The organism is Psychrobacter sp. LFX-11D (assembly GCF_904846475.1).
GTDB lineage: Bacteria > Pseudomonadota > Gammaproteobacteria > Pseudomonadales > Moraxellaceae > Psychrobacter > Psychrobacter cryohalolentis.
Genome location: NZ_CAJHAV010000002.1, coordinates 52,296 through 78,395 on the forward strand (window position 1 = coordinate 52,296; position 26,100 = coordinate 78,395).

Here is a 26,100-nt window from a genome sequence, read left to right on the forward strand (position 1 = left end):
TTTATCGTCGTGTAGCTTACGCTACAAATGCGACGACTTCACCACCGATACCAGCAGCGCGTGCAGCACGATCAGTCATGATGCCTTGGCTAGTTGATACAATAGCAACACCCATACCTTGCTTAACAGTAGGGATAGCGTCTTTACCGCGATGCTGGCGTAAACCAGGACGGCTAAAACGTTGAATCGTTTCGATGACAGCTTTGCCTTCGAAGTATTTTAATACGATGGTTAAAGTTGCTTTGTTGTTGTTTTCTTCAGTAACAACAGCGCTAGCAACATAACCTTCGTTAACCAACAAATCAGCGATTGATTTGCGTAGCTTAGAGTTCGGCATTGCTACCGATACTTTATTAGCCATTTGTGCGTTACGAATACGGGTTAGCATATCCCCAACGGTATCTTGCATACTCATATAGTTACCCCTTACCAGCTTGCTTTACGAACACCAGGCACATCGCCTTGCATGACACGCTCACGCAGCATATTGCGTGATAAGCCAAACTTGCGGAAGTAACCGTGAGGACGACCCGTGATAGCACAACGATTGCGCAGACGTACTGGTGATGCGTTACGTGGTAAAGCTTGTAGCTCTAGCATCGCTTCCATACGAGTTTCGTCACTTGCAGTCATATCACTGATAGTTTCTTTTAGCTTGATACGCTTATCAGCGTACTTAGCAACCATTTTTTCGCGCTTTAATTCGCGGTTAATCATGCTCTTCTTTGCCATAACGTCTTTACCTTATTTAAATGGGAAGCCGAAAGCTTTAAGCAACGCACGACCTTCTTCATCAGATTGAGCTGACGTAGTAATTGTCACATCCATACCACGGATACGATCAATCTTGTCAAAGTCTACTTCTGGGAATACGATTTGTTCTTTGATACCCAATGAGTAGTTACCACGTCCGTCAAAGGCTTTAGGAGAAAAACCACGGAAATCACGAATACGAGGAATTGCAATGGCAATGAGACGATCTAAAAATTCGTACATTTGCTCACCGCGTAGCGTTACTTTACAGCCAATTGGCCATTCTTCACGAATTTTAAAGCCAGCAACTGATTTACGCGCTTTGGTGACTACAGGTTTTTGACCAGCAATAGCAGTCATATCAGCCACAGCACCTTCAAGCAATTTCTTGTCTTGAGACGCGCCGCCTACACCCATATTTAGTGTGATTTTAGTGATTTTTGGCACTTGCATCACATTCGCCAAACCAAGTTCTTCTTTGATTTGCTGTTTTAATTCTTCGTTATATAAAGATTTTAATCTTGCCATTACCATTACACCCTTAGTGTCTTACGCAGTCGCCACTACTTCACCGTTCGAACGATACAGGCGTTGTTTCTTGCCGTCTTCGCCGAACTGATAAGTAATACGATCAGCTTTTTGGGTTTGCGCATTTAAGATTGCGACATTTGAGATATGCAGAAAAGCTTCTTGCTTAAGAATGCCGCCTTCAACGCCAGTTGCCTGATTTGGCTTCTGATGTTTAGTGACAATGTTAATGCCTTCAACTTTAATACGATCGTTTTTTACAGCTTGTACAGTACCTTGCTTGCCTTTGTCTTTCCCAGCAATCACGATAACTGTATCGCCTTTACGTAATTTTGACATGGATTACCTCACAATACTTCTGGTGCTAGTGATACAATTTTCATAAACTGATCACCACGTAGTTCACGAGTTACCGGTCCAAAAATACGAGTTGCAATCGGCGCTTTGTTTTGGTTCAACAATACCGCAGCATTGTCGTCAAAACGTAATACCGAACCATCAGGACGACGAACGCCTTTTTTGGTACGTACAACTACCGCATTCATCACGTCGCCTTTTTTAACACGACCGCGAGGAATGGCTTCTTTAACCGTTACTTTAATAATGTCGCCAACTGATGCATAACGACGATGAGAGCCACCCAGTACTTTAATGCACTGAACTCGTCTTGCACCGCTATTATCTGCAACTTCCAGCATAGATTCAACCTGAATCATAGCGTTACTCCACACGTATGAGCAATAAAAACCAGTTGCTGCCGCTAGCACAGTATGAGTAGTCGGCATTTTAATATTAATAACCGCTGCTACTCTTAATGTGAGTGATATACGCTCGGCGCAATCAGTATCCTTAAAAAGGCAGCTATTTTAACAGCTTCTGGCTTTTAATGCAATTTACTTAGATTTTTTCTACTTTTTCAACCACATCAACCAAAGTCCAAGACTTGGTTTTTGAGATTGGACGCGTTTCTTTGATGCGGACAAGATCGCCTTGTTGGCAAACATTATTCTCATCATGTGCTTTGATTTTAGTAGAACGACGAAGCTGCTTGCCATATAAAGGATGACGAACCAGACGCTCAATCAAAACCGTGATGGACTTGTCCATCTTGTCACTGACAACTCGTCCTGTCAGAACACTAGCATTGGTCGTTGCTTGATTGTTATCGCTCATGAGTCGCCTCGTTGTTTCTCGTTAATCAAAGTCTGAAGCTGAGCAATCGCACGACGATTGACACGTACTTCATGGGTATTCCCCAACTGACCAGTTGCTTTAGCCATACGAATACGGAAAGCATCAAGTTGCTTTTCATCAAGTAACTGGGTCAGTTCTTCTAATGATTTATCACGTAATTCACTGATCTTCATTACATTATCGTCCGCTTAACAATGGTAGTTTTAAAGGGCAGTTTAGCTGCAGCAAGCGTTAACGCTTCGCGAGCAAGCTCTTCTGAAATCCCTTCAAGTTCATATAGTATTTTACCAGGTTTGATTTCGCATACCCAATATTCTACAGGACCTTTACCTTTACCCATACGTACTTCTAATGGTTTATTGGTAATTGGTTTGTCTGGGAAAACGCGAATCCAAATCTTACCGCCACGCTTAATTTTACGAGTGATGGTACGGCGTGCTGCTTCAATTTGACGGGCAGTCATACGACCACGAGTCAAAGATTTTAGACCAATTTGTCCGAATGCAACGGTGCTTCCACGATGAGCTAGCCCAGTGTTACGACCTTTGTGCATTTTACGAAACTTGGTACGTTTTGGCTGTAACATAGTTTAACCTCTGTCTGTGTTTCGACGGTTTCCGTTTCCACGACCACGGCGTTTTGGCGCACGAGTCTGCTCTTCTTTAACGGGATTGTATACACTGTTCATACCGTCAAGGATTTCGCCACGGAAGATCCAAACTTTTACACCGATGGTGCCGTAAGTGGTTTCCGCACGTACTGACGAATAGTCGATATCAGCGCGTAGTGTATGCAGTGGCACACGACCTTCACGGTACCATTCAGTACGAGCAATCTCAGCACCGCCAAGACGGCCAGACAGCTCAACTTTAATACCTTTAGCACCAGAACGCATGCTGTTCTGTACCGCACGCTTCATAGCACGGCGGAACATAACACGACGCTCAAGCTGACTTGCGATGCCTTCCGCTACTAAATGAGCATCAAGATCAGGCGAGGTGATTTCTTCAATGTTGACCTGAGCAGGTACGCCCATAATTTTGGTCAATTCTTTTTGAAGTCTTTCAATATCTTCGCCTTTCTTACCGATAACAATACCAGGACGCGCAGTGGCGATGGTAATCTTAGCAGCACCAGTAGGACGCTCAATCATGATTTTGCTAATCATAGCACTATCAAGTTTCTTGCGCAGATATTCACGAACCTGAATGTCGTTAATTAGGTATTCTGAGTATTGTTTAGGGCTAGCATACCAGTTTGCGTTATGCTTTTTTACAACACCAAGACGAATTCCGATTGGATGTACTTTTTGTCCCATAACTTATTCCCCTACCTTTATAGTGATGTGACAGGTACGCTTACTAATACGATCAGCGCGACCTTTAGCACGTGGTAGGATACGTTTTAGCGTAATGCCTTCATCAACGTAGATGGTTGATACTTTAAGAGTATCGATATCTAAACCGTTGTTGTTTTCAGCATTGGCGATGGCAGAGTTAAGACATTTCTTAACAAAAACCGCGCCTTTTTTATTGCTATACGTTAGGATATCCAAAGCACGCTCAATAGATTTGCCACGAACTTCATCAGCAACGAGTCTAACTTTTTGTGCCGATATGGCGGCACCGCGTAATTTTGCAGTTACTTCCATGGTAAGCACCTTATCTCTTAGCTTTCTTGTCAATGCCGTGACCACGATATGTACGAGTCGGGGCAAATTCACCTAGTTTATGACCAACCATCTGTTCACTTACGATAACCGGTACATGAGTACGGCCATTGTGAACAGATAAAGTTAGGCCAACCATTTGTGGCAGAATCATTGAACGGCGCGACCAAGTTTTAATTGGTTTGCGTGAGTTGGTTTCTAATGCAGTTTCAACTTTAGCAAATAAATGCGCGTCTATGAATGGACCTTTTTTCAATGAACGAGGCATGAAATTCTTCCTTTATTTCTTCTTGGCGCGACGGCGGATGATCATGTTGTCAGTACGCTTATTGTGACGCGTTTTAAGTCCTTTAGACTTCTGACCCCAAGGGCTAGTAGGATGGCGACCTTTGTTACGACCTTCACCACCACCATGTGGGTGATCAACCGGGTTCATAGCGACACCACGAACAGAAGGACGAATACCTCTCCAACGTGAAGCACCGGCTTTACCAAGTGATTTCAAGTTGTTTTCAGTATTAGAAACTTCACCGATAACAGCACGGCAATTTACGTGTACACGGCGAGTTTCGCCAGAACGCAAACGAAGAATTGCATAAATACCGTCACGACCTAGTAGCTGAACGCTAGCACCCGCAGCACGAGCCATCTGTGCGCCTTTACCGATTTTAAGTTCGATATTATGGATCACAGTACCTAGTGGTATGTTTTTTAGCGGTAAACAGTTACCTGGACGAATTGGTGATAATTCACCTGACATTACAGTATCGCCAACTGCTTGCTTTTTAGCAGCGATAATATAACGACGTTCGCCGTCAGCGTACTTAAGTAAAGCAATATGCGCAGTACGGTTAGGATCGTATTCAATACGCTCTACTGTAGCTGGGATATTGTCTTTAGTGCGTTTAAAATCGATAATACGATAATGTTGCTTATGACCACCGCCGATGTGACGAGTAGTGATACGGCCATTATTGTTACGACCACCGGTCTTGCTTTTTGATTCTAGAAGCGCTGCAAACGGACGACCTTTATAAAGGTGTGGATGCACTACTTTTTCAACAAAACGACGGCCTGGTGATGTTGGCTTTGCTCTTACGATAGGCATGAGTGTAATCCTTATTCGTTATTCGCTGTTTCACTAGTAGAAGCAGTCGTATTTGCGACCTCTTCACCAGCATCAGCCATTTGTACATCTTGACCAGCTTTTAAGGTAACATAGGCTTTTTTATAGTCATTACGACGGCCGATACTTTTACCAAAACGCTTTGTCTTACCTTTAACGTTCAATGTGTTTACTTTTAAAACTTCAACACCTTCAAACATCATCTCAACTGCTTTTTTAACTTCAAGCTTAGTAGCCTTAGAGTCAATTTTAAATACCTGCACACCAAGTGAGTCGCCAAGCATTTGAGATTTCTCTGAGAATACAGGTCCTCTTAGGATCTGATAAAGTCTTGCGTTATTCATGCTAGTGCTTCCTCAAATTGTTTCGCAGCTTCGACTGTCATGATCACTTTATCAAAAGCGATCAAGCTCACTGGATCCACTTCACTTGTATCAAGTACATTGACATGTGGGATGTTGCGAGCAGCTAAGTATAAGTTTTCGTCAACTTCTTTGGTGACGATTAATGCACGTGATGCATTTAACTCACCTAACTTTGCGATCAGCTCTTTGGTCTTAGGACCAGAAACGCTTATCTCTTCAACCAAAATCAGACGCTCTTGGCGAATCAATTCGGCTAGGATGCACTGCATAGCACCGCGATACATCTTACGGTTAACTTTCTGTGACCAATCTTGTGGCTTAGCCGCGAATGCACGACCGCCCCCACGCCAGATTGGGCTACGAATAGAACCTGCACGAGCGCGACCAGTACCTTTTTGGCGCCATGGCTTAATGCCACCACCAGAAACTTCGGCACGGGTCTTTTGAGCGCGTGTACCTTGGCGAGCACCAGCAAGATATGCGGTGACGACTTGATGCACTAGTGCTTCGTTGAATTCACGACCGAAAGCCGTATCAGAAAGCTCAACTGCCGCCCCTGTAACTGTTTTTAAATCCACGTTAATCCCCTTGCTTAGGCTTTGACTGACGGACGTACGATGACATCGCCACCGGTGGCACCTGGGATAGCACCCTTGATGACAAGTAACCCATTTTCAACATCAACCGATATCACTTCTAGGCCTTGAACGGTAACGCGTTTGTTACCCATCTGACCTGGCATTTTTTTGCCTTTGAAGACTTTACCTGGTGACTGGTTTTGACCAGTTGAACCAATGGCACGGTGAGATACTGAGTTACCATGAGTGGCATCTTGCATGCTGAAGTTGTGACGCTTCACGCCGCCTTGAAAGCCTTTACCTTTACTGTTTCCTGTGACATCAACCATCTGACCTTGTTCGAACAAGTCAGCTAGGATCTCACCACCAATCTCACGACCTTCAAGATCGCTGTCATTGGCACGAAATTCCCAAACACCACGACCAGCGGCAACGCCGGCTTTAGCGAAGTGACCTTTTTGAGCTGCTGTTACGCGGCTGTCACGACGGGTGCCTGTAGTAACTTGGATGGCTTGATAGCCATCTACATCAGTATTTTTTACTTGAGTAATGCGGTTAGCACTGATCTCAACCACTGTTACAGGGATAGATGCGCCTGCTTCAGTGAAGACACGGGTCATGCCGCATTTTTTACCGACTAAACCGATCGCCATTTTAGACCTCTTTATATCTTATATTAATGGGTTGGGTGTTTATGTGCATTAACCCAAAGCAATTTGAACGTCAACACCCGCCGCTAAGTCAAGCTTCATTAGCGCATCCACAGTTTTATCGGTAGGTTGAACAATGTCAACCATACGCTTATGAGTACGGATTTCGTACTGATCACGAGCGTCTTTGTTTACGTGTGGTGAAGTTAGAACGTTGAAGCGCTCAATGCGAGTCGGCAACGGTACAGGACCACAAACTTGCGCACCGGTGCGCTTTGCAGTATCAACAATCTCTTGTGCAGATTGATCAATCAGACGATGATCAAAAGACTTAAGACGGATACGGATTCTCTGGTTAGCCATGCCAGCAAGCTCCTAATATGTGCTTTTGTCATTCTTGCTTTGCAAGGATATGAGCAAAAGCCGTTTGGTTAAATATTCACTTAAAGCGGCCTTCTGTTCTAAACCAGAATGAGTTCTTTATCCGAACTTATAGCGTGCCAAAAGCAAAATAGTTTAAAGCCCCGCCGACCCTTCCATTGTAGGATGTCAGCAAAGGCATAATGAAATAGTGCTAGAAACGATGCTCTAGCTGTCATAGCGCCAGCTGTTTGATTGGCTGCGCATATATAATTCAGTGGTCTGTATTATACATAATAATCAGATGATTGCAAGGGGATTATTTACAATGATATACACAACTGTTTGATATAAATATTGGTTTTTAAACCAAATTCTCTTAACTTTTAACCAATTGCTTACTAAGCATCAAAGCTAAACCGTCCCATTAAATGCCCTAAGTTTTCAACATTTGACGGCAATACTTACTATTCAGATCCCGCCTTGAGGTTCAATCTAATACTATATCGTATTGTTCTTGGGTATATAAATTCTCAACATCAAAGGTAATCACTCTACCAAGCAAATACTCTAAATCTGCCACGGTATCCGATTCTGACGTCAGTAATAAATCAATCACTGCCGCATGAGCGACCACCGTAAACTTCTTTGGAGAGTTATAAGTACGAGCACAGCGCATGATTTCACGAAATATCTCAAAGCAGACCGTCTCAGCGGTTTTGACAAAGCCGCGCCCTTGACAGGTCGAGCAAGGCTCACATAGTTGCTGACCAAGCGATTCACGGGTACGCTTACGGGTCATCTCAACCAAACCAAGCTCACTGACTTGAGTGATTTTGGTTTTGGCATAATCTTGTACTAACTGTGACTGCAAGCTCTCTAAGATATCATCCTTGTGCTGCTGCTCAAGCATATCGATGAAGTCTAGGATAATAATACCGCCTAGATTACGTAAGCGCAGTTGACGGGCTATCGCGTGTGTTGCCTCTAGATTCGTTTTGTAGACGGTATCTTCTAATGAACGCCCACCAACGAATGAGCCAGTATTGACATCAATGGTGGTCATCGCTTCAGTTTGGTCAATAATCAGATAGCCGCCCGACTTTAAATCAACGCGACGTTTGAGCGCATCACGTAAATCATCTTCGACGCGGTGCACATCAAACAGAGACTGCTCAGCGGTATAATGTACTATGCGATCATAGACAAAAGGCACAAATTCCTTGGCAAAGTATCTAACCTGCTCATATATCTGCGAATTATCAATCACGACTTTTTCGGTACCAGCGTGTACCAAATCACGGATAGAACGCAGTGGTAGCGATAATTCTTGATAAATAAGCTCTGAGCTTTGATTAGGCTTCATTTCTTGGCGACGGGCGCATATCGTCCGCCATAGCTGCAATAAGTAGTAGATATCTTCTTCAAGTTTATCAACGGGGACACGCTCAGCGGCTGTACGCGCAATCAATCCACCTTTAAGATTAACCGTCTGCATCAGACTAGTAAGCTCAGTCTTGAGACGGGTACGCTCTTCTTCACCATCAATACGCTGCGAGATACCGATATGCTCACTCGATGGCAAGTAGACCAGATAGCGAGATGGCAGTGATATATTGGTGGTTAAGCGCGCGCCTTTACTGCCTAACTGATCTTTGGTGACTTGAACTAAGATACGTTGGCTCTCGTGTAGGCGATGCTGGATGAGAGTTTTCGAAACTGATACAACTTCTGTGTTCTGCGTACTTATTACAGGCGGCGTGATGGCTAAATCGTCAGCCGTCACCTCTATAATAGTGCGCTCATCACCAGTCTTTTCGACTTTAATGCTTTTGGCAGCTGGACGAGGTTCACGCTGCATATCATTAACGTGTAAGAATGCAGTACGTGACTGACCAATATCGACAAAGGCTGCCTGCATACCCGGCAGAACGCGCACCACTGTACCCAAGTAAATGTTACCAACCAAACCCAGTTTATGATGACGCTCAATATAAATCTCGCCCAAGATACCGTTATCTAGTACGGCAACACGGGACTCCATGGGACTAATATTAATCAGCAGCTCTTCGGACATAGTATTTTCTCTTATCACTTAGCTTTCTGGTGAAGCATTCATAGTTTGGTAGCCTGACAGTGTAACAAATGCCGCTTGCTTTTGCCCATGACACAAGCGTGTCATTATGTGCAGATGGTTTAATATCGAACTTCATCTTAAAGCACTGCTGGATCCATACCCCTACTCTAACCTTTTTGAGCATGTAAGCTTTATTAGGTATTATCTATTTAGGCATCAAAATTTTAAAGCGTAGCATTGTTGGTCATCTCTTTAATCAATGCCAGCGTTTGGGCAAGCGGTAAGCCCACTACATTGGTATAGCTGCCATTAATACGGCTAACCCAAGCCGCACCCAACCCTTGAATACCATAGCCACCCGCCTTATCTGCAGGCTCGCCGCTGTCCCAATAATCACTCATCATCTCTGGAGTAAGCACTACAAAGGTGACCTCTGTGCGTTCAATAACTTGTTGCTGATTGATGATTTGCCATACTTGCTCATTATCGAACTCATCAGAACGTTTAGGCTGTAATGAGAGTTGCGTTGCCTGTACCGCCGTCCATACTTCATGAGTACTATCGGACATTTGCTGCCACATACGATAAGCATCTTCGCGATTATTCGGTTTGACCAAGACTGTTTTGCCATCTGGCAATACCCCAATGGTATCAGAGGTCAATAAAATAATAGGCTTCGATAAGAGTAATTGATATAAGTGAGCGTCATTATTCTTTAACTGTCTATTTAGCTGCACAGTTGCTGCCTCTGCTTTGGCGGCAACCATACGAACAATATAGTCTTTGGGCGACTCATCTTGATAAGGCGTTTCATCGATATCAACGCTGATGACAGTAAATTCTAGTTGCGCTCTGTTTAGTAACTCGCGACGACGCGGCGAGCCGGATGCTAAGATAATATCCATCACTACTCTCTATATTATGTAGAAACTTGATATTGATAGGTTTAGTCATAAATAAACGAGGGTCGTTTATCTTTGATGCTTGTAAAAACCATATGTGATGAAAATACTTATATTGATAATCGATGTAACCAACCTGATTAACGCACAAATTTTCGTAACGTCAATAGTACCAATGGCCAGCTAATAATACTCATCAACAAAGAAAAAGTAGATTGGGCAACAAAGACATCTTGTACAAACATCTGTAGCATCCACAGACTTGCTTGAAATACAAACAATCCTAAACTCGCTATTATCCATGCACTAATCGTATTTAGCTGTCTGATATAGATACTGGTCACCTTTATCATAAGCGCCACTGCCACAGCAGAAAAAGCCTGCTGTCCTAAATGAGTATCCATCAGCAAATCAGCAATAAGGCCAATAGCAAAGGCACTAAAAATGCCCACATAACGCGGCTGAAACAATAACCAAAAAATCAATACCATGATCATGATCATAGGACGCAATGTGGCCATACTAGGACTTAATGGATAAACACTGAGCGATGAGGCAATAATAAAACTCAGTACAATCACGGCATGCAGCAGCCCATTTGCATGATCAGAATCAGGATATGCCATGAATACGTACCTTTAGCGGATGTTTAGCAGCTACTTAATAATGAATTCAGCATTGCAGGGAATAAAAAACGAGGAGTAAAACAGCGCACTTAAATAGAATAGCGGCTGGTTATCGGGCAATGATTATCTCTAACAATGACCATCAAGACTCATTGAGGCCAATATTGTTTTTATTAGCCAGCTTGTCTTGCAATATCAGCACATAAGCATTATCGACAAAGTTTGCGGCAGGTGTGACATCAATGCTTCTAAAATTATCCGCTTGCGTGTCTTCAATATGGGTGATACGACCAACACGGTAGCCGGCAGGGATACGCCCCCCTAATCCAGACGAGACCAGCTCATCCCCGACGCGTACATCTGAGGTTTTAAAGACGTACTCAAGGCTCAATGAAGTAGGTATACCCTGACCAGTGACAATAGCGCGCTGACCTGTCCGCTTGACAGTAACGGCGACGGACTGCTGTTCATCAGTAATAAGCAATAAACGGCTGGTATTAGGATAGACATTGATAATCTGCCCTAAAATGCCGTTTTCATCAATGACCGTTTGCCCAACTTGTACCCCATCTTGCTCCCCTTTATTCAACACCACAATTTGACGCAGTAGATTGGTGTCAGTACCAATTACCTGTGCCAGATTTAAATCAAATTGTTCAGGGCGCGTGGTCGATAGAATACCTTGCAGGCGAGCGTTTTGCGCCAAGATATAATCTTGCTGCTGCAATTTAGCTTGCGCGTGAATAAGTTGAGATCTGAGCTGCATGTTTTCGCGGCGCAGCGTTTCTTTTGATTGTAGGCTGCCGCTTGACCAGTGTTGTGCATAACTGGGTAATAATGACAGCTCGTAAATAGGCTGCATTGCGGCGTGGCTCGTTGAGCGTATGGGCTTGAACCATTCTGGATTTTTGCTATCAAACCACATCAATATCAATGCCACTATTAATAAAACAGCAGTCATACGAAGCGCGAGTGGCTGGCGGGCAAAAATACTTGGAGTCATAGTTCGTCTAATGTAGAGGTTTTAATGTGAGCATTAGCCAGCACTGAATAGCACTATATAAAAGGCATTTGATATCAAAAAAAGCTCAGTATCTATCAGATATTGATTGCCTTTATTGATAATATTAAAGGCAACCTTTTTGGCTACCTTCAATGTTATTTATCCACCCTTTCTCATGCCTAGTTATCGTTAACTTCAGCCTTGTCTAACATTGCTAGTATGACAATGCTTGATAAACAGTGATTTATACAAAAATCATATTTAGGCTTTTGTTATTGATAAAATCAAGCGCAATACCGCCACCACGGCTCACGCAAGTTAATGGATCTTCAGCGACTGTAACTGGTAAGCCTGTCTCTCTTGAGATGAGCTTATCTAGGTCACGTAATAGTGCGCCGCCACCAGTCAAGACAATACCGCGTTCAGCGATGTCTGATGACAACTCTGGTGGCGTCTGCTCAAGTGCTGCTTTTACCGCGCTGACGATACCACTTAACGGATCACTCAAAGCTTTCTGCACTTCTTCTGAGTTGACAGTGAAGGTTTTTGGTACGCCTTCTGCCATGCTACGTCCGCGTACTTCTACTTCTAACTGGCTGTCTTCATTTAGCGCAGAGCCAACTTCTTGTTTGATACGCTCAGCCGTGGTTTCACCAATCACGCAGCCATGAATACGACGTACATGGGTAATAATGGCATCATCAAACATATCGCCACCGATACGGATAGACTCAGCATAGACACAACCTGACAAAGCGATAACGGCAATCTCAGTGGTACCACCGCCGATATCAACGACCATCGAACCGCTGGCTTCATGAACCGGCATGCCAGCACCAATCGCTGCTGCCATTGGCTCTTCTAGTAACAATACTTTGCTGGCGCCAGCTGACGATACCGCTTCACGAATCGCTTTTCGCTCAACAAGGGTAGACTTGCAAGGCACGCAAACCACCACATTAGGCTGGGCCATAAAACGCTTAGCCTTTACCTTGGCGATAAAATGCTTAAGCATTTTTTGCGTCACTTCAAAGTCAGCAATTACGCCGTCTTTTAAAGGGCGGATAGCCGTAATATTGGCAGGCGTACGACCCAGCATCTGCTTGGCATCAATACCAACAGCAGCAACGGTAGGGTTCTGTGTGCGATTGCTTCTTAAAGCGACCACCGTAGGCTCATCGAGCACCACGCCTTTACCAGGAATAAAAATAAGGGTGTTCGCAGTACCGAGGTCGATTGCGATATTATTTGATAAAAATCCAAACAGGTTCATGACTAATATTTCCAGCGTATTACAAATGAGGCGAATGAGGCAAATGAGAGTGACCGAGGGATTACTCGTCAGTATTGAGCAGGTCGTCTTTAGACATTACCCGTGGCGAGAGTTTATCATCGTAACAAGTCAAACCGAAGCTATAATGATGAAATGAAAAAACTGAGCTAAATTATACCGATTTGGCTCAAAAAAAACACAGATATTTGCATTAGTACGCTCGGATTTTGCGCTTATGCGCTAAAAGTTGTTACAAAGTTTGAAATCGCAGACCATACCAGCCGCTTTGATGAAACAGCCTTTAATTCAATCACTCACAAGGAGCTACCGTCTTATGATACTTATTAAGTAATTTGCTTGATAACTTGCTTAGCAGCAGCTACCCACTGTAACGTATTTCGTCATTAAATGGGGAGCTATTGACCATCAACTTTTACTATCCAGTCAGCTTTGCATAATTGCTTATTAAGTTGAGCCTTTTTTAATAGAAGAGTCGTGAATAAGCCCTTTTAAACAATCTTGTGAGTAAAGATTGTGCTGTAATCAAGTGTCCTGCTCTGTAAACTTCGGTCAGATGCTTTATAATAAAGCCACTGTATACTTACATCTTTATATAAGTCGCTTATTTTAGTGCTTATCTGTTTTAGTCATATTCTACTCTAACAAAAACTGTCCGTAACTGGAGACACTATGTCACAGCAACCATTAACGTCTGACAACACTGTCAGCCGTGAAGAAATCCTAGAAGTTGCCAACCTTGCCCGTTTAGGTGTCGATGAAAATACTGCCGATAGCTATGCTGCTGATATCTCTAAAATACTTAAGCTGATGAACACGCTTGGTAATGTCGATACCACCGATATCAAACCTTTATCAAACATTCATGAAGCTTGCCAAGATTTGCGTGCTGATGTCGCTAAACACGATATCAATCGTGAACGCAATCAATCGGTCGCCCCTGCTGTCGAAGATGGCTTGTATTTGGTACCGCAAGTGATTGAATAGGCGGCTGGCGCTCTCTGATTTCGTATCTTACTTTATGCTATTAACATTTTGACGGACGACACCTTATGTCTGAACTTCATTTATTAAGTACCCAGCAGCTCATTACTGGTCTGCAAGACAAACAATTTAGCAGCCTTGAGCTGACTGACCACTACATCAAACGTATCAACGCGCTTGATAGCAAGATTAACAGTTTTATCACTCATACCTCTGAGACAGCACGCGCGCAAGCAAAAGCGGCGGACGAGATGCGTGTACAAGGGGACAAACGCCCATTACTTGGCGTACCCATGGCGCATAAAGATATTTTTTGTACTCAAGGCGTATTGACGACCTGTGGCTCTAAAATGCTGCATAACTTTATCTCTCCTTATGATGCGACCATCGTCACTAACATTGATAAAGCTGGGATGATTAGCCTTGGTAAGCTTAATATGGATGAGTTTGCGATGGGCTCGGATAATGAAAGCTCATATTATGGTGCGGTGCACAATCCTTGGAACATAGCGCATGTACCTGGTGGCTCATCAGGTGGTAGTGCAGCAGCCGTTGCAGCAGGATTTGTACCCGTTGCGACTGGTAGTGATACTGGTGGCTCTATTCGTCAGCCTGCCTCATTTTGCGGCTTAACGGGCATCAAACCTACTTATGGTCGCGTCTCTCGCTTCGGTATGATTGCTTATGCCTCGAGTCTTGATCAAGCCGGTAGTATGGGTCGCAGTGCCATGGACTGTGCCTTCCTATTACAGCCAATGATTGGTCATGACCCACGCGATGCGACTTCTATCAAATACGACATGCCTGATTATGTACAAGATTTAAATGACGCAGCTACCAGCGCTGGTGATAAACCGTTTGCCGGTTTACGTATTGGTGTTGCTAAAGAATACTTTAGTAAAGGACTTGATACTGAAGTCGAACAAGCAGCTCGTGCAGCGTTAAAGAAATATGAAGAGCTTGGCGCGACCATTGTAGAGGTGACAATCACCGATCCAGAGATCACCCTTGCTACCTATTATATGCTCGCCCCAGCTGAAGCATCATCAAACCTATCACGCTTCGATGGTGTGCGCTTTGGGTATCGCTGTGAAAACCCTAAAGACTTGATTGACTTATATACGCGCTCGCGTTCTGAAGGCTTTGGTCCTGAAGTACAGCGCCGTATTTTGTCAGGGACTTATGCGCTATCTGCTGGTTACTTTGATGCCTATTATACTAAGGCACAAAAAGTGCGCCGCATAATTATCAAAGACTTCGAAGATGCTTTTGCCAACTGTGATGTGATCGCCAGTCCAACGGCGCCAACAGCGGCTTATAAACTTGGTGAAGACCTCGATCCTGCAACGATGTATCTAGGTGATGTTTATACCATTGGTGTCAACTTAGCGGGTTTACCTGCGCTTAGTCAGCCAGTTGGTTTAACCTCAGCAGGCTTGCCTATTGGTTTGCAATTGATTGGACAATATTGGCAAGAGAGCAAATTGCTCTCTACTGCTCATTTATTCCAGCAGCATACAGATCATCATCTGCAACACTCTACCATCGCGAAGGAGACGGTATAATGAATACAGCAACTACTACTGATAACAACGCCGTTCGCAAACACGATGTTCGTAAAGAGCTATTCGTCGATGGTTATGAAGTGGTCATCGGTATCGAGATTCACTGCCAGCTGAACACAGAAAGTAAGATATTCTCGAGCGCGCCGACTGACTTTGGTCACGAGCCAAACAGCCAAGCCAGTATTGTAGATTTAGGCTTACCGGGTGTTTTGCCAGTGCTAAATGCTGGTGTGGTTGATCGTGCGCTGAAATTCGGTATCGGCGTCAACGCTGAGCTGGGTCTATTTAATACTTTTGACCGTAAAAACTACTTTTACCCTGACTTGCCGAAAGGCTATCAAATCACCCAGATGGTCAATCCTATCGTTGGTGAAGGCTATATAGATGTCGTGGTCAATGAAGGTGAAAAGAACGAATATCCTAAGCGCATGGGTATCACCCGCGCGCATCTAGAAGAAGATGCTGGTAAATCAGTACACGATGCCGTCGATGGTATGACTGGTGTGGATTTGAACCGTGCTGGTACGCCTTTGATTGAAATCGTCTCTGAACCTGATATGCGCTCAGCTCACGAAGCACTGGCCTATATCAAAGCCATTCATCAGCTGGTGACTTGGCTGGGTATCTCAGACGCTATCATGGCAGAAGGCTCATTCCGCTGCGACTGTAACGTCTCTATCCGTAAGCCTGGAAGCGAGCTTGGTACACGTACTGAGCTTAAGAACCTAAACTCATTCCGCTTTATCGAGCGTGCCATCAATCGCGAAATCGAGCGTCAAATCGATATCTTAGAAGACGGCGGTAAAGTTGTGCAAGCAACGATGCTTTATGACCCAGAGCGCGACGAAACTCGTGTTATGCGTACTAAAGAAGACGCCAATGATTATCGCTACTTCCCTGATCCTGACTTGCTACCTGTGCGTATTGAGCAGCATACGGTTGATAGCATTCGTGCAGCGATGCCTGAGCTACCGGTTGCCCGCCGTGCTCGCTTTGAAGAAGCGCTTGGTCTTTCAGAATATGACGCTCGTATCTTGACTGGTAGCCGTCAAATTGCTGATTACTTTGAAAATGTGGTTGCAGAAGTTGGGCAAGCAGATGCCAAAATGGCAGCTAACTGGGTAATGGGTGACCTACTCGGTGCGTTGAACAAAGATGATAAGGAAATTACTGACTCCCCTATCAGCGCCAAGCAATTGGCTGGTATGCTATCGCGTATTAAAGACGATACTCTATCTGGCAAACTAGCTAAGAAGGTCTTTAGCGCCTTATATGAGCGCGAAGGCGGCGATGCTGATGATGCAGCAGATAAAATCATCGAGGAAAAAGGTCTCAAGCAAGAAACCGATACGGGCGCTATCAAAGCCATCGTTGAAGAGGTCATCGCTAAGAATGCAGCGATGGTTGAAGAGTATCGCGGCGGTAAAGAAAAAGCCTTCAATGGTTTAGTTGGTCAAGTAATGAAAGCCAGTCGCGGTAGTGCCAATCCACAGCAAGTCAACCAAATTCTAAAAGAGTTACTGGGTTAAGGTTAACTGCTCATTGGTTATACTGGCTATGATATGTAAAATACAATTGTAGATTTTGGCTAAAATAAATAGCTCTTGCAATATGCATAATTTTGCGTAAAATAGTCAGTCATTCGGGGCGTAGCGCAGTCTGGTAGCGCACTACACTGGGGGTGTAGTGGTCGCAGGTTCAAATCCTGCCGTTCCGACCAAACACAATATTAGGGCAGACCGTCATTAACCGTCTGCCCTTTTTCTATGGGCGTTTCAAACAATACGCCCTACATAACAAGCCATCATAAAGCATGGTAATCCATGTCAAAGTGCGGTATATTTTACGGTATATTTTATACCGTCATGGAAATATACCGTCATGTCATTAACTGATAGCCAAATCAAACGCCTTAAGCCGTCCGATACTTGCACACCTAGCCGACCTGACAAATATAGTGACGGTAATAACCTACGCCTATGGGTCCGTAGTACGGGTAGTAAGGTATGGGTATGTGACTATAAGTATGCTGATAAACGCCAAAGCCTAACCATTGGTAAATATCCAGCAATGAGCCTTGCCGATGCACGCCAGCGCAACCAACAGATAAAAGACTTGATAGCGCAAGGCATCAACCCTAAGCACGATAAGAAACGCTTGCAAGCCGATACTGACGGTACAAAAGCATTTGATGCCATAGCCGAACGCTGGCATGACGACCGCAAAGCCCACATTGCCCCTAAGACCTATAGCCGTGACTACTCACAGTACCAGCGCGATATTAAGCCCGTCATTGGTCACATGAACATAGAGGACATAACCGCGCCTGATGTTTTAGCCATTGGTAAAGCTATCGAAGCGAGGGGCGCACCCGATATGGCAAGGCGTGCAATGCGTCAAACAGGACAGATATTCAAGCAAGCCATACGTGAGGGGCTAGTAACTCATAACCCAGCCAACGACCTAACCGAAGCATTAAAACCGCATAAGGTGAAGCACCATAGCCGTGTAACTAGCCAGCAGCTACCTAAACTACTTCAAGACATTGATGCCTATGGTGGTGACTTACTGGTGAAGCTAGGCTTTTGGTTTATGTGCTATACGTTCGTGAGAACGCAAGAGCTACGCTTCATGGAATGGGCAGAGATAGACTATAAAGCCGAAGTATGGCGCATACCAGCCGACAAGATGAAAATGGATAGACCCCACCTAGTACCGCTTGCGCCTCAAGTGATAGCAATCTTAGAGCAAATTAAACAGCTAGGACTTTCGGACAAGCATGTGTTCTTTAATACCACAACCCGTAAGCCATACAGTGAAAACGCCTTTATCACTGCCCTATGGCGCATGGGCTATAAAGGGCGTATGACTGGTCACGGCTTCCGTGGACTTGCCAGCACTACCTTACATGAGCAAGGCGCTATGCACGAAGCGATAGAGCTACAACTGGCACACGAGAAAGAGAACAAAGTAAGCAAGGCATACAACGGGGCGCAGCATCTACCCTATAGAACCAAGATGATGCACCAGTGGGCAAACTTCATTGATGATGCCTACGCTGGCAAGATTGATAACGTCATACACGGTAACTTCAAACAACAAGCACAGAAGCATGGATAACCCCATGTGATAACGACTATGCAAGGCTAGGATTAATTACCCGAAAGCCAGCCGTTCACACACCTTTAGGCTGGCACTGCCTTGCACCTATTTTGTTTTAAGGGTGTGTAAAGGTGTGAACATGTATCATGTTACAGAAGATGAGCGAGCTCATAAGTTGATGTATAAATCTTTTGAACTCAGTCTATCAAGACCTACTGATAGTCAGATTGCAAAAACCATCCTATCTAATGAAGATTGCAATAAGGTTCAGTCCGAAAACAACCTTTCTTTCTTAGGCAGGGTGCGAGATGTTGTAGTTATGTTCTTACAACGAAATGAACTAGAGTATAGACAGCACAATAATCTTGAGGATAACCCTCAATGTGAATGTGATTATGACTGTGAGTGCTATCTTAATAAATTTATTATGCCGGCTTTCAAAAATCTAGCTCTCAAATTTGAACCTTACATAAAAGATGACTCTTTAGTAAATCATATATTAGAAGAATATACGGTAGAGGAGAAAGAAAGGCTTTTAAGTTGCAACTTAAGAGAAGTATTGAGGTTAATGTTATATAAAGGATTAGCATACTTAGCTTTTGAGCATGGGCTCTATGACGTTTCTTGTTGGCATCATGAAGCTGCGGTATTAATGTATGGAGGTTCGATAGTTGGTGAGAGTTTAAGCCCATCTGAGTATGTAGAAGAAAGCGAAATTTTATCACGTAATTATAGAAAGATTGGAGCAAAAGGAGGTTCACAAAAAGGTATTAATTATAGCGAACCGCAGCAAAAAGCATTGAATTATCACGATAAATATCTTAGTGATAAGAATGAAAGGGGTAAGTTTATTTGCTCAAATGATAAAGCTGCTAGAGAAATAATAGCTCATTTTGAAGGGAAGTCTGACGGTCTTGGTTATGCAGAACGCTCATTATCTAATATCTTAAGCACCCATCGGAAGAAGCACTTCAAAGACTAGAACACCATTTTACTAGCTAAAATGTCACTTTAGCTGCTCCAATTCTGCAATTAATTCTATACCCCATAAGATGAACCGTACAAGACAAGCCATTACATAGTGTAGTGGCACGTAGTACGGAGTCATTGACATGACACAGCACACCACCACAGATAATCCCGTTATCGCTTTCACTGATGACACATCAAACAGCATTGAACAAATAGCCGAAAGCCTACACGTCAAATATTTACCACCGCAAGGCATGAGCCGTGCCAGCCAGCTAATACCATTCTTACCGTTTGGTAGCAGTACCTTATGGGCATGGTCACGCGATGGACGCTTCCCAGCACCAATAAAACTATCCCCTACTATGACAGCATGGCGCAATGCTGATGTTATCGAGTGGCTGGAAAGTCACACCTCAACCACTAGCGAGGGGGTGTAACCATGACTACTACAGCCACCGCACCCGTTACCAATGAGCAAGCACCCAAGACCCACATAGAGATAATCAGAACGCACCTAATGACAGGCGCAACTATCACTATATGGGACTCTATCCGCCTTTATAGAATTACAAGTCTAGCCCCTCGCATATATGACTTACGAGCGGAAGGACTGCTCATTCAAAGTGAAATGGTCAAGCATAACAATAAGTGGTTTGCAGTCTATTGGCTCGATGAACATACCTTACTTGACAGTGAGTTATCTAATATCGAGGTGACCCCATGAGCATAACCGAACCATTGGAAGTATTAGAACCGCGCCTAGTGGCAGTGGACACTTATACGCTATGCCATGTGGACGACTACATACAAGACGTATCGAACGATTGTGAAAGCCTTGCTTATGCCTTGAACCTGATAGAAACCAGCGACCCAGCAAGCAAGGGCGTGATTGTGGCGGTACGTTCTGCGCTACTGGCACACAGCGAACACGCCAGCAAAATGAGCGCGGACATCATGGGTAATCTAATCACACAAGATGAGGTATCAATCAATGAGTAATCAAATATCAGTATCAGCCGACCAGTTAGAAAGTATCAATGAGCAGATAGTGCTACTCGATATTGATACCAGTCATCTAGCAATGGCATTGCAAGCCGTGCAAGTGGAGTGCGCGGTATCAGGTGGCGTTATCAATGCGGTCATGCTTGCCTTGTTCTCTGCGTCAAAGTCGCTGGAGAGCATTACTCAGGAATTGGATTGTATGTTGACTACGGCAAAGCAGGAGGCAACAGACCATGAGTGATAATACTAGAGCCAATCCAAAGCCCCAATACAGGGCACAGGCTGGCAAGCGCGGCTTACTGCTAAGGTTTACTATCTTTATGGCATGGGTAGCTGGCATTGGCTTGCTACTCTCACTACTGGCTTGCACCCAAACCAGTGTAAAACAGATTGCATGTGATGATAGCAGCGGTTACTATATAGACCTCTCAAAAAACGTTAGCGGACAAGCCAGCCGTTATTTATTGGCTTTTTTTGTGCCTGATAATAGCCCAGCCTCTCAAGCTGTTACTATGCCATCAAGCACTACCCTAAGAGCGCATTTAAGCGCATCAAGGGGGCATTCCCTCATATCTATAGCAAGTCACTTGCTAACCGACTATGACGGGTTGACGCTGCAAAATAAAATAGCCGTAAGGCGAATATGCAGGGCGGTTACTAACGTTACCGAGAGTAAGACCCGTCACCCTATACTTTTACCGTATAGCGTGGCATTCACTCAAAAAACGTTAGGAGGCTATCATGCCTAAATCAATCCGTACCAACTCAAACACTCAAAACATCCCTACACTAGCCACATTCAAAGCTGGTGACAGTGTTCTATGCCCATCATTAAGCTTTACCTCGTTTGTATTGACAGCCGACCCATACGGCAAGCGTGACCTATTGGCACTTACTCACGATGGCAGCAACATCTACTACGATGATAAAGGCTATTTTGTTCCAGCACACGATACAGAAACAGGCGATTATCAGCCGTCACTATTCCAAGACACGCCAGCCAACCGCCAAGCGATTGCAACGCTATATAACGGCAGGTTTGCCACTCAAGACAGCCAACGCAAAGTAATAGACACCACCGAAGCAGACGACAATATAGTCGTAACTATGTCATCACATGACTTGAACCATATTGCTGGTGATATCTGTGGTGCAGCCAATGCCTTACATGATGTTGGTTATCTGCTAGGGCTTATTTACTATGGCAAGATAGAGGGGGAAGCCGTTAAGTCTATGGCGCGTTTATCGCATGACGCTACTAGCACATGGGCAGAAATACTCTACGCTCAACTAGACATCATTAACGAACCCCTAGCAATGACTGGTTACAGCAAGGTAGGTGCAGAATGAAAACCTACCCACAGCCAAAGCAAAGCCGTAAATATGCCAAGCGTAAGAGCTACTACAAGAAGTATAGAGCCGAGCGCAAGCCGAACCAGTCGCAAGCAAGGGGGACTAGATGACCACTACACCACAAACCGATAGCCAAGAAAAAGCCCACGGCAAGGTGGGCTTATCTGGCATCTTAGGTGACTATCCAATAGCAACTACCGAGGCGCTATCAGGCTTTACTATTTTAGCCCAAAACTACCCGTTATTGAACCCTAAAAGCTTGCTTGTTATTGATGACAAGGTAAAGGTATCAGGGGATAAGCTGGACACAGTAGGCACTATAGGAATGGTTTTGCATAACAAAGACTATGAGCCGACAAGCTTACGATGCTTGTACGCTGATGACAGTCACGACCCCATCATAACCGATACTAGCCAGCCGTCCGCCTATCTTATCGGTAAATTGAGCAATGATAGCGAGCTTATCGCAGTAGATAATTTTGACGATGGCATAGCCCTAGCCAAATGCTTAATCAACGAGCATGTGACGATAGCTATTAGCCCTACTGAATGGCTATTCAATGAAACGGTTAAGCATTTCTCACAAGACAGACCGGTCACTATCTTTACGACATTAGACAAAGCGGACGAGGTAAGCAAGCCGCTGGCAGGTCATAACGTAAAGGTAGTAGTTACCAGTGACAGGACGGTATTAGAACACTTGGAATATGGGGGCTTAAGCTATGCTGTTATTTTGGCAGACAGTGAAACTACTATAGCCAATCTACAAGCTGATGCTTGGGGCGACCCTGAACCACTGGCTAATGACCCAAGCGCACCGACACCCTACCCTATAAATGCGTTCACAGGCTTATTGCGACAAGTCATTGAAGCCGTGGCATATTATGCACAAGTACCTACTGCTATGGCAGGTCAATGCGTTTTAGGGGCACTGGCGCACATGGGGCAGCGTTTCATTGATGCACCTATGGGACATGGGCACATGCCGGTAAGCCTCATAATAATCACAGAGGGGGAAAGTGGTAGCGGTAAAACGCAAGCGATGGGCTTAACTCATTTCAAGATTAAAGAGTATGAGCGCCAACAATACACCAACTATCTAAATGACGTATCAACTTGGGAAAGTGACAAGGTTAGTTTAAAGGGTAAAGAGCTATCTACGTTCTTAGATGAAAATCCTAGACCGTACAACCCTAAGAACTTATTCGATGATGCGACCATAGAACCAATATTGGATAGGTTTATCAGTGGGGAAATGAATAACGCATCATGGACGACAGACGAGGCAGGGCAATTCTTTAATGGTCATACCATGACAGGTGATACCGCTGGCAGTGCCCTATCAGCACTTACTAAGTTATGGAGTGATGGCGAAGTATCACGGTTACGCTCGCAAAAGTCTGCCTATGCCACGCCTCAAACAGACGCGCATGGTGTACGCATGACGCTACTGCTACAAGGGCAACGGGTAGTATTAGAACAGGCATTAACTGACCCCTTGATGAATGGGCAAGGGTTTTTAGCAAGGGCATTGATTGCTTGCCCTCCTGACTTACGTGGTCAACGTGTGTGGGACAATCCCCAGCGTAGAAACGATAGCCCTTATGACAACCCACACTTAATAGAATACTGGTCACGCTGTCAAAGCTTACTTGACCCATTGCCAGCCAATGAGCCAAACGATAGTACCGGCACACCCCAGCGCCTAAAAATACAATGGGCAGATGGTGCACAACAAGTATTTTGCACTCACATGCAAGCGATAGAGAACCGCCAAGCACAAGGGCAGACATTGGAGTACCTAAAAGCGTATGCCTCACGTATGGCAGAGAATGCCAGCCGTATAGCATCATTAATGGCGTTCTTTGAGGGACGTAATACCATCAACAGTGATGATATAGCACGCGCTTTTATGTTGGTTGAGTATTCCACAGCCGAACGTTTACGCTATCTTGATGCAACGCATAATGGGGAACAGAACGACAGTGAGAAACTAAGTAGCTGGCTAGTAGATAAAGCGAAAGGTAAAAATCCGCATAAGTTAAGCAGGACTTATATTGCTAATAATGCACCTAACCCCATGCGTAAAAATACTAAGTTATTACAAAGTGAGTTAGATAAATTAGAGTCTGCTAAACATATCAGGCAGGAAATGGAGGGGCGTAGTAAGGTGATACTTATTAACCCCAAACTATACAATTAGTATTAACGCTTAAGAAATCTTGCTTAAACTGCTTAAACTACCCCTAGCCCTTATGGTTAGGGGTTTTCTATTAAGATTGCCAAATCTTAAGCTTGCTTAAACTGCTTAAACTCAGCCTAAAACAAGCCAATTTAAGACGAACTTAAGCAGTTTAAGCAACGTTAAGCAAACGCCTACCTTAAGCTAATCTCTTACCCATCATACGTTATAGCCAGTTTAAGCATTTTAAGCAGCTTTTCTTAGGTATAAAACTATATTGACCGGTACGAGTAAAGCCCAGCTATTAGAAACCTCACAAGATATAACCGTATTGTTATATAATAAATAAGAAATAAGGCTTACTATATGTATGAGATTATATTTGCCCCTCAATTTGAGGACTGGCTAGAGTCACTAACCCAAGCCGAGCAGGACGATGTATTAGCCGCTTTAATGATACTGCGTCAATACGGGCATCAATTAGGCAGACCACACGCTGATACGCTAAAAGACAGTAAGCTAACCAACCTAAAAGAACTACGGGTTCAACATGCTGGCAAGCCATACAGGGCGTTTTATGTGTTCGACCCTTATAGGCAAGCAGTCATGCTATGTGGTGGTGACAAGACAGGTGACAAGCGTTTTTATAAGCGCATGATGCCGATAGCCGAAAGTATCTATCAGGCGTACCTTGAAACGCTAGATAACAAGGAGAATAACAAATGACAAAATTTACGAACTTAGATGACTACATGGCAAAACTGCCAGCCGATAGACAAAGCCGTATCACTGATAAAGCCAAACGCTTAAGCCAATCTATTGAGCTGGCTAAACTTAGAAAGATGGGAAACCTTAAACAATCGGAGCTTGCCGCCATGATGGGCGTATCGCAAGCCAGCATATCAAAGGTAGAAAGCGGCAAGGACATTCAACTATCAACCCTACAGAACTATGTACAGTCGTTAGGTGGCGAAGTGGTCATTACTGCTAAGATGCCAAACAGTGAAGTTATATTGATGTAATGCCCCACCCTATGCCGGCACAAGAATGAAGCAAAGGAGTACCCCCAATGACCAATATTAAAACCAGCGGTTTTGATGTGGCAGAGTACCTAACAGATGAAACCCTTATTAGTGCTTACTTGAATGAAGTATTGACTGATGGCGCACCTAGTGACCTTATCCAAGCATTAAACGATGTTGCACGCGCAAAGGGTATTAATGAGCTGGCATAAGACGCGAAAGTCTTGTTTTTAATTATTACTATAAGAGGTGGGCGTTTATCGTCTGCCCTTTTTTATGGCTAGCAAGTAATAAGGTATATTATCAAAAAACATTATGCATTATTTTGAGGGTGGCACATGAGCAATAATACTGGAAAGATTGAAGCGATTGATTTATTAGAGGTGCAAAGCTGGTTGACTGGCTGGGGTGACTTTTGCAATCGTGAAAAGGTTGGCGGTCATTTGGGGTATCAGTCACCTATGGCAAAAGTCTTAAATAATAATGTGCAGCAAAGTCGCGAAAGAAGTCGTCCAGTGCTGTGGGATATGAACGACGAAGCTTATTACACACTGATAGACCGTGAATTAGGTGGCATGAGGCAATCAGGTGATAAGGAACTTATGATGTGGGCTAAGATTATAAGGCACTATTATCTATACAGCATGTCTTATACAAAGCTAAGTAAATCGGTGGTGAGTGAATATGAACACGGGGAAGGCACAACTAAGCGCAGCCATGTACGCAAGGTAAGAGAGCATCTAAGCAATGCTGAACAACACATTTATGAGGCTCTTTTGGCGCTGTCATGACTTAT

The 26,100-nt window shown here is 44.1% G+C and carries 37 protein-coding genes and 1 tRNA gene; 17 read left to right on the top strand and 21 right to left on the bottom strand.

Features of this window, described 5'->3' with window-relative positions:
- Positions 1–16: 16 nt before the first annotated feature.
- The 21 genes from rpsH to JMX75_RS01880 form a co-directional block, all read right to left on the bottom strand.
- A complete protein-coding gene (gene rpsH / locus JMX75_RS01780; protein ID WP_011512859.1) occupies positions 17–415 on the bottom strand; it encodes a 30S ribosomal protein S8 in 399 nt (132 codons plus the stop codon).
- A gap of 11 nt (positions 416–426) precedes the next feature.
- Positions 427–732: a 30S ribosomal protein S14 gene (gene rpsN, locus JMX75_RS01785; RefSeq protein ID WP_011279798.1), complete on the bottom strand. Its 306-nt coding sequence runs from the start codon at positions 730–732 to the stop codon at positions 427–429.
- A 12-nt stretch (positions 733–744) separates the two neighbouring features.
- On the bottom strand, positions 745–1,281 hold the full coding sequence (gene rplE / locus JMX75_RS01790; RefSeq protein ID WP_011512858.1) for a 50S ribosomal protein L5: 537 nt from the start codon (positions 1,279–1,281) through the stop codon (positions 745–747).
- 21 nt (positions 1,282–1,302) lie between these two features.
- Positions 1,303–1,620 carry a 50S ribosomal protein L24 gene (gene rplX / locus JMX75_RS01795; protein ID WP_011512857.1) on the bottom strand — a complete coding sequence of 106 codons (318 nt, stop codon included), beginning with the start codon at positions 1,618–1,620 and terminating at the stop codon, positions 1,303–1,305.
- Between the two features lie 8 nt (positions 1,621–1,628).
- On the bottom strand, positions 1,629–1,997 hold the full coding sequence (gene rplN, locus JMX75_RS01800; RefSeq protein WP_010196702.1) for a 50S ribosomal protein L14: 369 nt from the start codon (positions 1,995–1,997) through the stop codon (positions 1,629–1,631).
- Positions 1,998–2,178: 181 nt separating this feature from the next.
- Positions 2,179–2,454 carry a 30S ribosomal protein S17 gene (gene rpsQ / locus JMX75_RS01805; protein ID WP_011512856.1) on the bottom strand — a complete coding sequence of 92 codons (276 nt, stop codon included), beginning with the start codon at positions 2,452–2,454 and terminating at the stop codon, positions 2,179–2,181.
- Complete coding sequence (gene rpmC, locus JMX75_RS01810; protein ID WP_011279794.1) at positions 2,451–2,648, bottom strand: 50S ribosomal protein L29; 198 nt, start codon at positions 2,646–2,648, stop codon at positions 2,451–2,453. Before rpmC ends, rpsQ begins: the two co-directional genes overlap by 4 nt.
- The gene (gene rplP / locus JMX75_RS01815; RefSeq protein ID WP_011512855.1) at positions 2,648–3,061 is read right to left on the bottom strand and encodes a 50S ribosomal protein L16; all 414 of its coding nucleotides are present in this window, start codon (positions 3,059–3,061) and stop codon (positions 2,648–2,650) included. The genes rpmC and rplP overlap by 1 nt, the downstream gene beginning before the upstream one ends.
- 3 nt (positions 3,062–3,064) lie before the next feature.
- Positions 3,065–3,793: a 30S ribosomal protein S3 gene (gene rpsC, locus JMX75_RS01820; protein ID WP_011512854.1), complete on the bottom strand. Its 729-nt coding sequence runs from the start codon at positions 3,791–3,793 to the stop codon at positions 3,065–3,067.
- A 3-nt stretch (positions 3,794–3,796) separates the two neighbouring features.
- The gene (gene rplV / locus JMX75_RS01825) at positions 3,797–4,126 is read right to left on the bottom strand and encodes a 50S ribosomal protein L22 (RefSeq protein WP_010196689.1); all 330 of its coding nucleotides are present in this window, start codon (positions 4,124–4,126) and stop codon (positions 3,797–3,799) included.
- A gap of 10 nt (positions 4,127–4,136) precedes the next feature.
- Positions 4,137–4,412 carry a 30S ribosomal protein S19 gene (gene rpsS, locus JMX75_RS01830; RefSeq protein WP_011279791.1) on the bottom strand — a complete coding sequence of 92 codons (276 nt, stop codon included), beginning with the start codon at positions 4,410–4,412 and terminating at the stop codon, positions 4,137–4,139.
- Between the two features lie 12 nt (positions 4,413–4,424).
- The gene (gene rplB / locus JMX75_RS01835; RefSeq protein ID WP_011512853.1) at positions 4,425–5,252 is read right to left on the bottom strand and encodes a 50S ribosomal protein L2; all 828 of its coding nucleotides are present in this window, start codon (positions 5,250–5,252) and stop codon (positions 4,425–4,427) included.
- An 11-nt stretch (positions 5,253–5,263) separates the two neighbouring features.
- Entirely contained in the window at positions 5,264–5,614 is a 351-nt protein-coding gene (gene rplW, locus JMX75_RS01840; RefSeq protein ID WP_011279789.1) for a 50S ribosomal protein L23, read from the bottom strand.
- The gene (rplD, locus tag JMX75_RS01845) at positions 5,611–6,213 is read right to left on the bottom strand and encodes a 50S ribosomal protein L4 (protein WP_011512852.1); all 603 of its coding nucleotides are present in this window, start codon (positions 6,211–6,213) and stop codon (positions 5,611–5,613) included. The genes rplW and rplD overlap by 4 nt, the downstream gene beginning before the upstream one ends.
- A 14-nt stretch (positions 6,214–6,227) precedes the next feature.
- Positions 6,228–6,866 carry a 50S ribosomal protein L3 gene (rplC, locus tag JMX75_RS01850; RefSeq protein WP_011512851.1) on the bottom strand — a complete coding sequence of 213 codons (639 nt, stop codon included), beginning with the start codon at positions 6,864–6,866 and terminating at the stop codon, positions 6,228–6,230.
- Positions 6,867–6,914: 48 nt separating this feature from the next.
- The gene (rpsJ, locus tag JMX75_RS01855; protein WP_010196670.1) at positions 6,915–7,226 is read right to left on the bottom strand and encodes a 30S ribosomal protein S10; all 312 of its coding nucleotides are present in this window, start codon (positions 7,224–7,226) and stop codon (positions 6,915–6,917) included.
- A 487-nt stretch (positions 7,227–7,713) separates the two neighbouring features.
- Positions 7,714–9,300 carry an Rne/Rng family ribonuclease gene (locus JMX75_RS01860; RefSeq protein WP_201530695.1) on the bottom strand — a complete coding sequence of 529 codons (1,587 nt, stop codon included), beginning with the start codon at positions 9,298–9,300 and terminating at the stop codon, positions 7,714–7,716.
- A gap of 224 nt (positions 9,301–9,524) precedes the next feature.
- Complete coding sequence (locus tag JMX75_RS01865; RefSeq protein ID WP_201530696.1) at positions 9,525–10,205, bottom strand: Maf family protein; 681 nt, start codon at positions 10,203–10,205, stop codon at positions 9,525–9,527.
- A gap of 137 nt (positions 10,206–10,342) precedes the next feature.
- On the bottom strand, positions 10,343–10,828 hold the full coding sequence (gene mreD, locus JMX75_RS01870; protein WP_133105432.1) for a rod shape-determining protein MreD: 486 nt from the start codon (positions 10,826–10,828) through the stop codon (positions 10,343–10,345).
- Between the two features lie 142 nt (positions 10,829–10,970).
- The gene (gene mreC / locus JMX75_RS01875) at positions 10,971–11,831 is read right to left on the bottom strand and encodes a rod shape-determining protein MreC (protein ID WP_201530697.1); all 861 of its coding nucleotides are present in this window, start codon (positions 11,829–11,831) and stop codon (positions 10,971–10,973) included.
- A gap of 244 nt (positions 11,832–12,075) precedes the next feature.
- Complete coding sequence (locus JMX75_RS01880; RefSeq protein ID WP_011512846.1) at positions 12,076–13,104, bottom strand: rod shape-determining protein; 1,029 nt, start codon at positions 13,102–13,104, stop codon at positions 12,076–12,078.
- Between the two features lie 690 nt (positions 13,105–13,794).
- Here JMX75_RS01880 and gatC point away from each other — a divergent pair.
- From gatC to JMX75_RS01965, 17 genes are all read left to right on the top strand, one after another.
- Positions 13,795–14,109 carry an Asp-tRNA(Asn)/Glu-tRNA(Gln) amidotransferase subunit GatC gene (gene gatC, locus JMX75_RS01885; protein WP_011512845.1) on the top strand — a complete coding sequence of 105 codons (315 nt, stop codon included), beginning with the start codon at positions 13,795–13,797 and terminating at the stop codon, positions 14,107–14,109.
- A gap of 65 nt (positions 14,110–14,174) precedes the next feature.
- The gene (gatA, locus tag JMX75_RS01890) at positions 14,175–15,671 is read left to right on the top strand and encodes an Asp-tRNA(Asn)/Glu-tRNA(Gln) amidotransferase subunit GatA (protein WP_133105435.1); all 1,497 of its coding nucleotides are present in this window, start codon (positions 14,175–14,177) and stop codon (positions 15,669–15,671) included.
- Positions 15,671–17,200: an Asp-tRNA(Asn)/Glu-tRNA(Gln) amidotransferase subunit GatB gene (gatB, locus tag JMX75_RS01895; RefSeq protein WP_201530698.1), complete on the top strand. Its 1,530-nt coding sequence runs from the start codon at positions 15,671–15,673 to the stop codon at positions 17,198–17,200. The genes gatA and gatB overlap by 1 nt, the downstream gene beginning before the upstream one ends.
- Before the next feature lie 114 nt (positions 17,201–17,314).
- Positions 17,315–17,391 (top strand) — tRNA-Pro (locus JMX75_RS01900).
- A 161-nt stretch (positions 17,392–17,552) separates the two neighbouring features.
- On the top strand, positions 17,553–18,791 hold the full coding sequence (locus tag JMX75_RS01905) for a tyrosine-type recombinase/integrase (protein WP_201530699.1): 1,239 nt from the start codon (positions 17,553–17,555) through the stop codon (positions 18,789–18,791).
- A 121-nt stretch (positions 18,792–18,912) separates the two neighbouring features.
- Positions 18,913–19,755: a hypothetical protein gene (locus JMX75_RS01910; RefSeq protein WP_201530700.1), complete on the top strand. Its 843-nt coding sequence runs from the start codon at positions 18,913–18,915 to the stop codon at positions 19,753–19,755.
- Between the two features lie 130 nt (positions 19,756–19,885).
- A complete protein-coding gene (locus JMX75_RS01915) occupies positions 19,886–20,182 on the top strand; it encodes a helix-turn-helix transcriptional regulator (RefSeq protein ID WP_201530701.1) in 297 nt (98 codons plus the stop codon).
- Between the two features lie 2 nt (positions 20,183–20,184).
- Complete coding sequence (locus JMX75_RS01920) at positions 20,185–20,469, top strand: helix-turn-helix domain-containing protein (protein WP_201530702.1); 285 nt, start codon at positions 20,185–20,187, stop codon at positions 20,467–20,469.
- On the top strand, positions 20,466–20,744 hold the full coding sequence (locus tag JMX75_RS01925) for a hypothetical protein (protein WP_227673027.1): 279 nt from the start codon (positions 20,466–20,468) through the stop codon (positions 20,742–20,744). Before JMX75_RS01920 ends, JMX75_RS01925 begins: the two co-directional genes overlap by 4 nt.
- Entirely contained in the window at positions 20,737–20,988 is a 252-nt protein-coding gene (locus tag JMX75_RS01930) for a hypothetical protein (RefSeq protein WP_201530703.1), read from the top strand. The genes JMX75_RS01925 and JMX75_RS01930 overlap by 8 nt, the downstream gene beginning before the upstream one ends.
- Positions 20,981–21,496 (top strand): hypothetical protein, encoded by a 516-nt coding sequence (locus JMX75_RS01935; protein ID WP_201530704.1) that lies wholly within the window; start codon positions 20,981–20,983, stop codon positions 21,494–21,496. The genes JMX75_RS01930 and JMX75_RS01935 overlap by 8 nt, the downstream gene beginning before the upstream one ends.
- On the top strand, positions 21,489–22,097 hold the full coding sequence (locus tag JMX75_RS01940; RefSeq protein WP_201530705.1) for a hypothetical protein: 609 nt from the start codon (positions 21,489–21,491) through the stop codon (positions 22,095–22,097). The genes JMX75_RS01935 and JMX75_RS01940 overlap by 8 nt, the downstream gene beginning before the upstream one ends.
- Before the next feature lie 109 nt (positions 22,098–22,206).
- Complete coding sequence (locus tag JMX75_RS01945; RefSeq protein ID WP_201530706.1) at positions 22,207–24,303, top strand: DUF3987 domain-containing protein; 2,097 nt, start codon at positions 22,207–22,209, stop codon at positions 24,301–24,303.
- Between the two features lie 345 nt (positions 24,304–24,648).
- A complete protein-coding gene (locus JMX75_RS01950) occupies positions 24,649–25,008 on the top strand; it encodes a type II toxin-antitoxin system RelE/ParE family toxin (protein ID WP_201530707.1) in 360 nt (119 codons plus the stop codon).
- Positions 25,005–25,304, top strand: a complete 300-nt coding sequence (locus tag JMX75_RS01955; RefSeq protein ID WP_201530708.1) for a helix-turn-helix domain-containing protein — start codon at positions 25,005–25,007, stop codon at positions 25,302–25,304. The genes JMX75_RS01950 and JMX75_RS01955 overlap by 4 nt, the downstream gene beginning before the upstream one ends.
- 47 nt (positions 25,305–25,351) lie before the next feature.
- Positions 25,352–25,516 carry a DNA-binding protein gene (locus JMX75_RS01960; RefSeq protein ID WP_201530709.1) on the top strand — a complete coding sequence of 55 codons (165 nt, stop codon included), beginning with the start codon at positions 25,352–25,354 and terminating at the stop codon, positions 25,514–25,516.
- A 126-nt stretch (positions 25,517–25,642) separates the two neighbouring features.
- Positions 25,643–26,095 (top strand): hypothetical protein, encoded by a 453-nt coding sequence (locus tag JMX75_RS01965; protein ID WP_201530710.1) that lies wholly within the window; start codon positions 25,643–25,645, stop codon positions 26,093–26,095.
- Positions 26,096–26,100: the final 5 nt, after the last annotated feature.

What these genes read in the sequence shown, in the direction of transcription:
- gatB (WP_201530698.1), top strand. Translation starts at nt 15,671, where the DNA reads ATGAATACAGCAACTACTACTGATAACAACGCCGTTCGCAAACACGAT.
- rpsQ (WP_011512856.1), bottom strand. Translation starts at nt 2,454, where the DNA reads ATGAGCGATAACAATCAAGCAACGACCAATGCTAGTGTTCTGACAGGA.
- rplE (WP_011512858.1), bottom strand. Translation starts at nt 1,281, where the DNA reads ATGGCAAGATTAAAATCTTTATATAACGAAGAATTAAAACAGCAAATC.
- rpsC (WP_011512854.1), bottom strand. Translation starts at nt 3,793, where the DNA reads ATGGGACAAAAAGTACATCCAATCGGAATTCGTCTTGGTGTTGTAAAA.
- rplN (WP_010196702.1), bottom strand. Translation starts at nt 1,997, where the DNA reads ATGATTCAGGTTGAATCTATGCTGGAAGTTGCAGATAATAGCGGTGCA.
- JMX75_RS01965 (WP_201530710.1), top strand. Translation starts at nt 25,643, where the DNA reads ATGAGCAATAATACTGGAAAGATTGAAGCGATTGATTTATTAGAGGTG.
- JMX75_RS01910 (WP_201530700.1), top strand. Translation starts at nt 18,913, where the DNA reads ATGTATCATGTTACAGAAGATGAGCGAGCTCATAAGTTGATGTATAAA.
- JMX75_RS01880 (WP_011512846.1), bottom strand. Translation starts at nt 13,104, where the DNA reads ATGAACCTGTTTGGATTTTTATCAAATAATATCGCAATCGACCTCGGT.
- JMX75_RS01935 (WP_201530704.1), top strand. Translation starts at nt 20,981, where the DNA reads ATGAGTGATAATACTAGAGCCAATCCAAAGCCCCAATACAGGGCACAG.
- rplX (WP_011512857.1), bottom strand. Translation starts at nt 1,620, where the DNA reads ATGTCAAAATTACGTAAAGGCGATACAGTTATCGTGATTGCTGGGAAA.
- rpsN (WP_011279798.1), bottom strand. Translation starts at nt 732, where the DNA reads ATGGCAAAGAAGAGCATGATTAACCGCGAATTAAAGCGCGAAAAAATG.
- mreC (WP_201530697.1), bottom strand. Translation starts at nt 11,831, where the DNA reads ATGACTCCAAGTATTTTTGCCCGCCAGCCACTCGCGCTTCGTATGACT.
- JMX75_RS01905 (WP_201530699.1), top strand. Translation starts at nt 17,553, where the DNA reads ATGTCATTAACTGATAGCCAAATCAAACGCCTTAAGCCGTCCGATACT.
- rpsJ (WP_010196670.1), bottom strand. Translation starts at nt 7,226, where the DNA reads ATGGCTAACCAGAGAATCCGTATCCGTCTTAAGTCTTTTGATCATCGT.
- JMX75_RS01945 (WP_201530706.1), top strand. Translation starts at nt 22,207, where the DNA reads ATGACCACTACACCACAAACCGATAGCCAAGAAAAAGCCCACGGCAAG.
- gatC (WP_011512845.1), top strand. Translation starts at nt 13,795, where the DNA reads ATGTCACAGCAACCATTAACGTCTGACAACACTGTCAGCCGTGAAGAA.
- gatA (WP_133105435.1), top strand. Translation starts at nt 14,175, where the DNA reads ATGTCTGAACTTCATTTATTAAGTACCCAGCAGCTCATTACTGGTCTG.
- JMX75_RS01930 (WP_201530703.1), top strand. Translation starts at nt 20,737, where the DNA reads ATGAGTAATCAAATATCAGTATCAGCCGACCAGTTAGAAAGTATCAAT.
- JMX75_RS01950 (WP_201530707.1), top strand. Translation starts at nt 24,649, where the DNA reads ATGTATGAGATTATATTTGCCCCTCAATTTGAGGACTGGCTAGAGTCA.
- mreD (WP_133105432.1), bottom strand. Translation starts at nt 10,828, where the DNA reads ATGGCATATCCTGATTCTGATCATGCAAATGGGCTGCTGCATGCCGTG.
- JMX75_RS01960 (WP_201530709.1), top strand. Translation starts at nt 25,352, where the DNA reads ATGACCAATATTAAAACCAGCGGTTTTGATGTGGCAGAGTACCTAACA.
- JMX75_RS01860 (WP_201530695.1), bottom strand. Translation starts at nt 9,300, where the DNA reads ATGTCCGAAGAGCTGCTGATTAATATTAGTCCCATGGAGTCCCGTGTT.
- rplC (WP_011512851.1), bottom strand. Translation starts at nt 6,866, where the DNA reads ATGGCGATCGGTTTAGTCGGTAAAAAATGCGGCATGACCCGTGTCTTC.
- rplV (WP_010196689.1), bottom strand. Translation starts at nt 4,126, where the DNA reads ATGGAAGTAACTGCAAAATTACGCGGTGCCGCCATATCGGCACAAAAA.
- rpsS (WP_011279791.1), bottom strand. Translation starts at nt 4,412, where the DNA reads ATGCCTCGTTCATTGAAAAAAGGTCCATTCATAGACGCGCATTTATTT.
- JMX75_RS01940 (WP_201530705.1), top strand. Translation starts at nt 21,489, where the DNA reads ATGCCTAAATCAATCCGTACCAACTCAAACACTCAAAACATCCCTACA.
- JMX75_RS01865 (WP_201530696.1), bottom strand. Translation starts at nt 10,205, where the DNA reads ATGGATATTATCTTAGCATCCGGCTCGCCGCGTCGTCGCGAGTTACTA.
- JMX75_RS01915 (WP_201530701.1), top strand. Translation starts at nt 19,886, where the DNA reads ATGACACAGCACACCACCACAGATAATCCCGTTATCGCTTTCACTGAT.
- rpsH (WP_011512859.1), bottom strand. Translation starts at nt 415, where the DNA reads ATGAGTATGCAAGATACCGTTGGGGATATGCTAACCCGTATTCGTAAC.
- JMX75_RS01925 (WP_227673027.1), top strand. Translation starts at nt 20,466, where the DNA reads ATGAGCATAACCGAACCATTGGAAGTATTAGAACCGCGCCTAGTGGCA.
- rplW (WP_011279789.1), bottom strand. Translation starts at nt 5,614, where the DNA reads ATGAATAACGCAAGACTTTATCAGATCCTAAGAGGACCTGTATTCTCA.
- JMX75_RS01920 (WP_201530702.1), top strand. Translation starts at nt 20,185, where the DNA reads ATGACTACTACAGCCACCGCACCCGTTACCAATGAGCAAGCACCCAAG.
- rplP (WP_011512855.1), bottom strand. Translation starts at nt 3,061, where the DNA reads ATGTTACAGCCAAAACGTACCAAGTTTCGTAAAATGCACAAAGGTCGT.
- rplB (WP_011512853.1), bottom strand. Translation starts at nt 5,252, where the DNA reads ATGCCTATCGTAAGAGCAAAGCCAACATCACCAGGCCGTCGTTTTGTT.
- JMX75_RS01955 (WP_201530708.1), top strand. Translation starts at nt 25,005, where the DNA reads ATGACAAAATTTACGAACTTAGATGACTACATGGCAAAACTGCCAGCC.
- rpmC (WP_011279794.1), bottom strand. Translation starts at nt 2,648, where the DNA reads ATGAAGATCAGTGAATTACGTGATAAATCATTAGAAGAACTGACCCAG.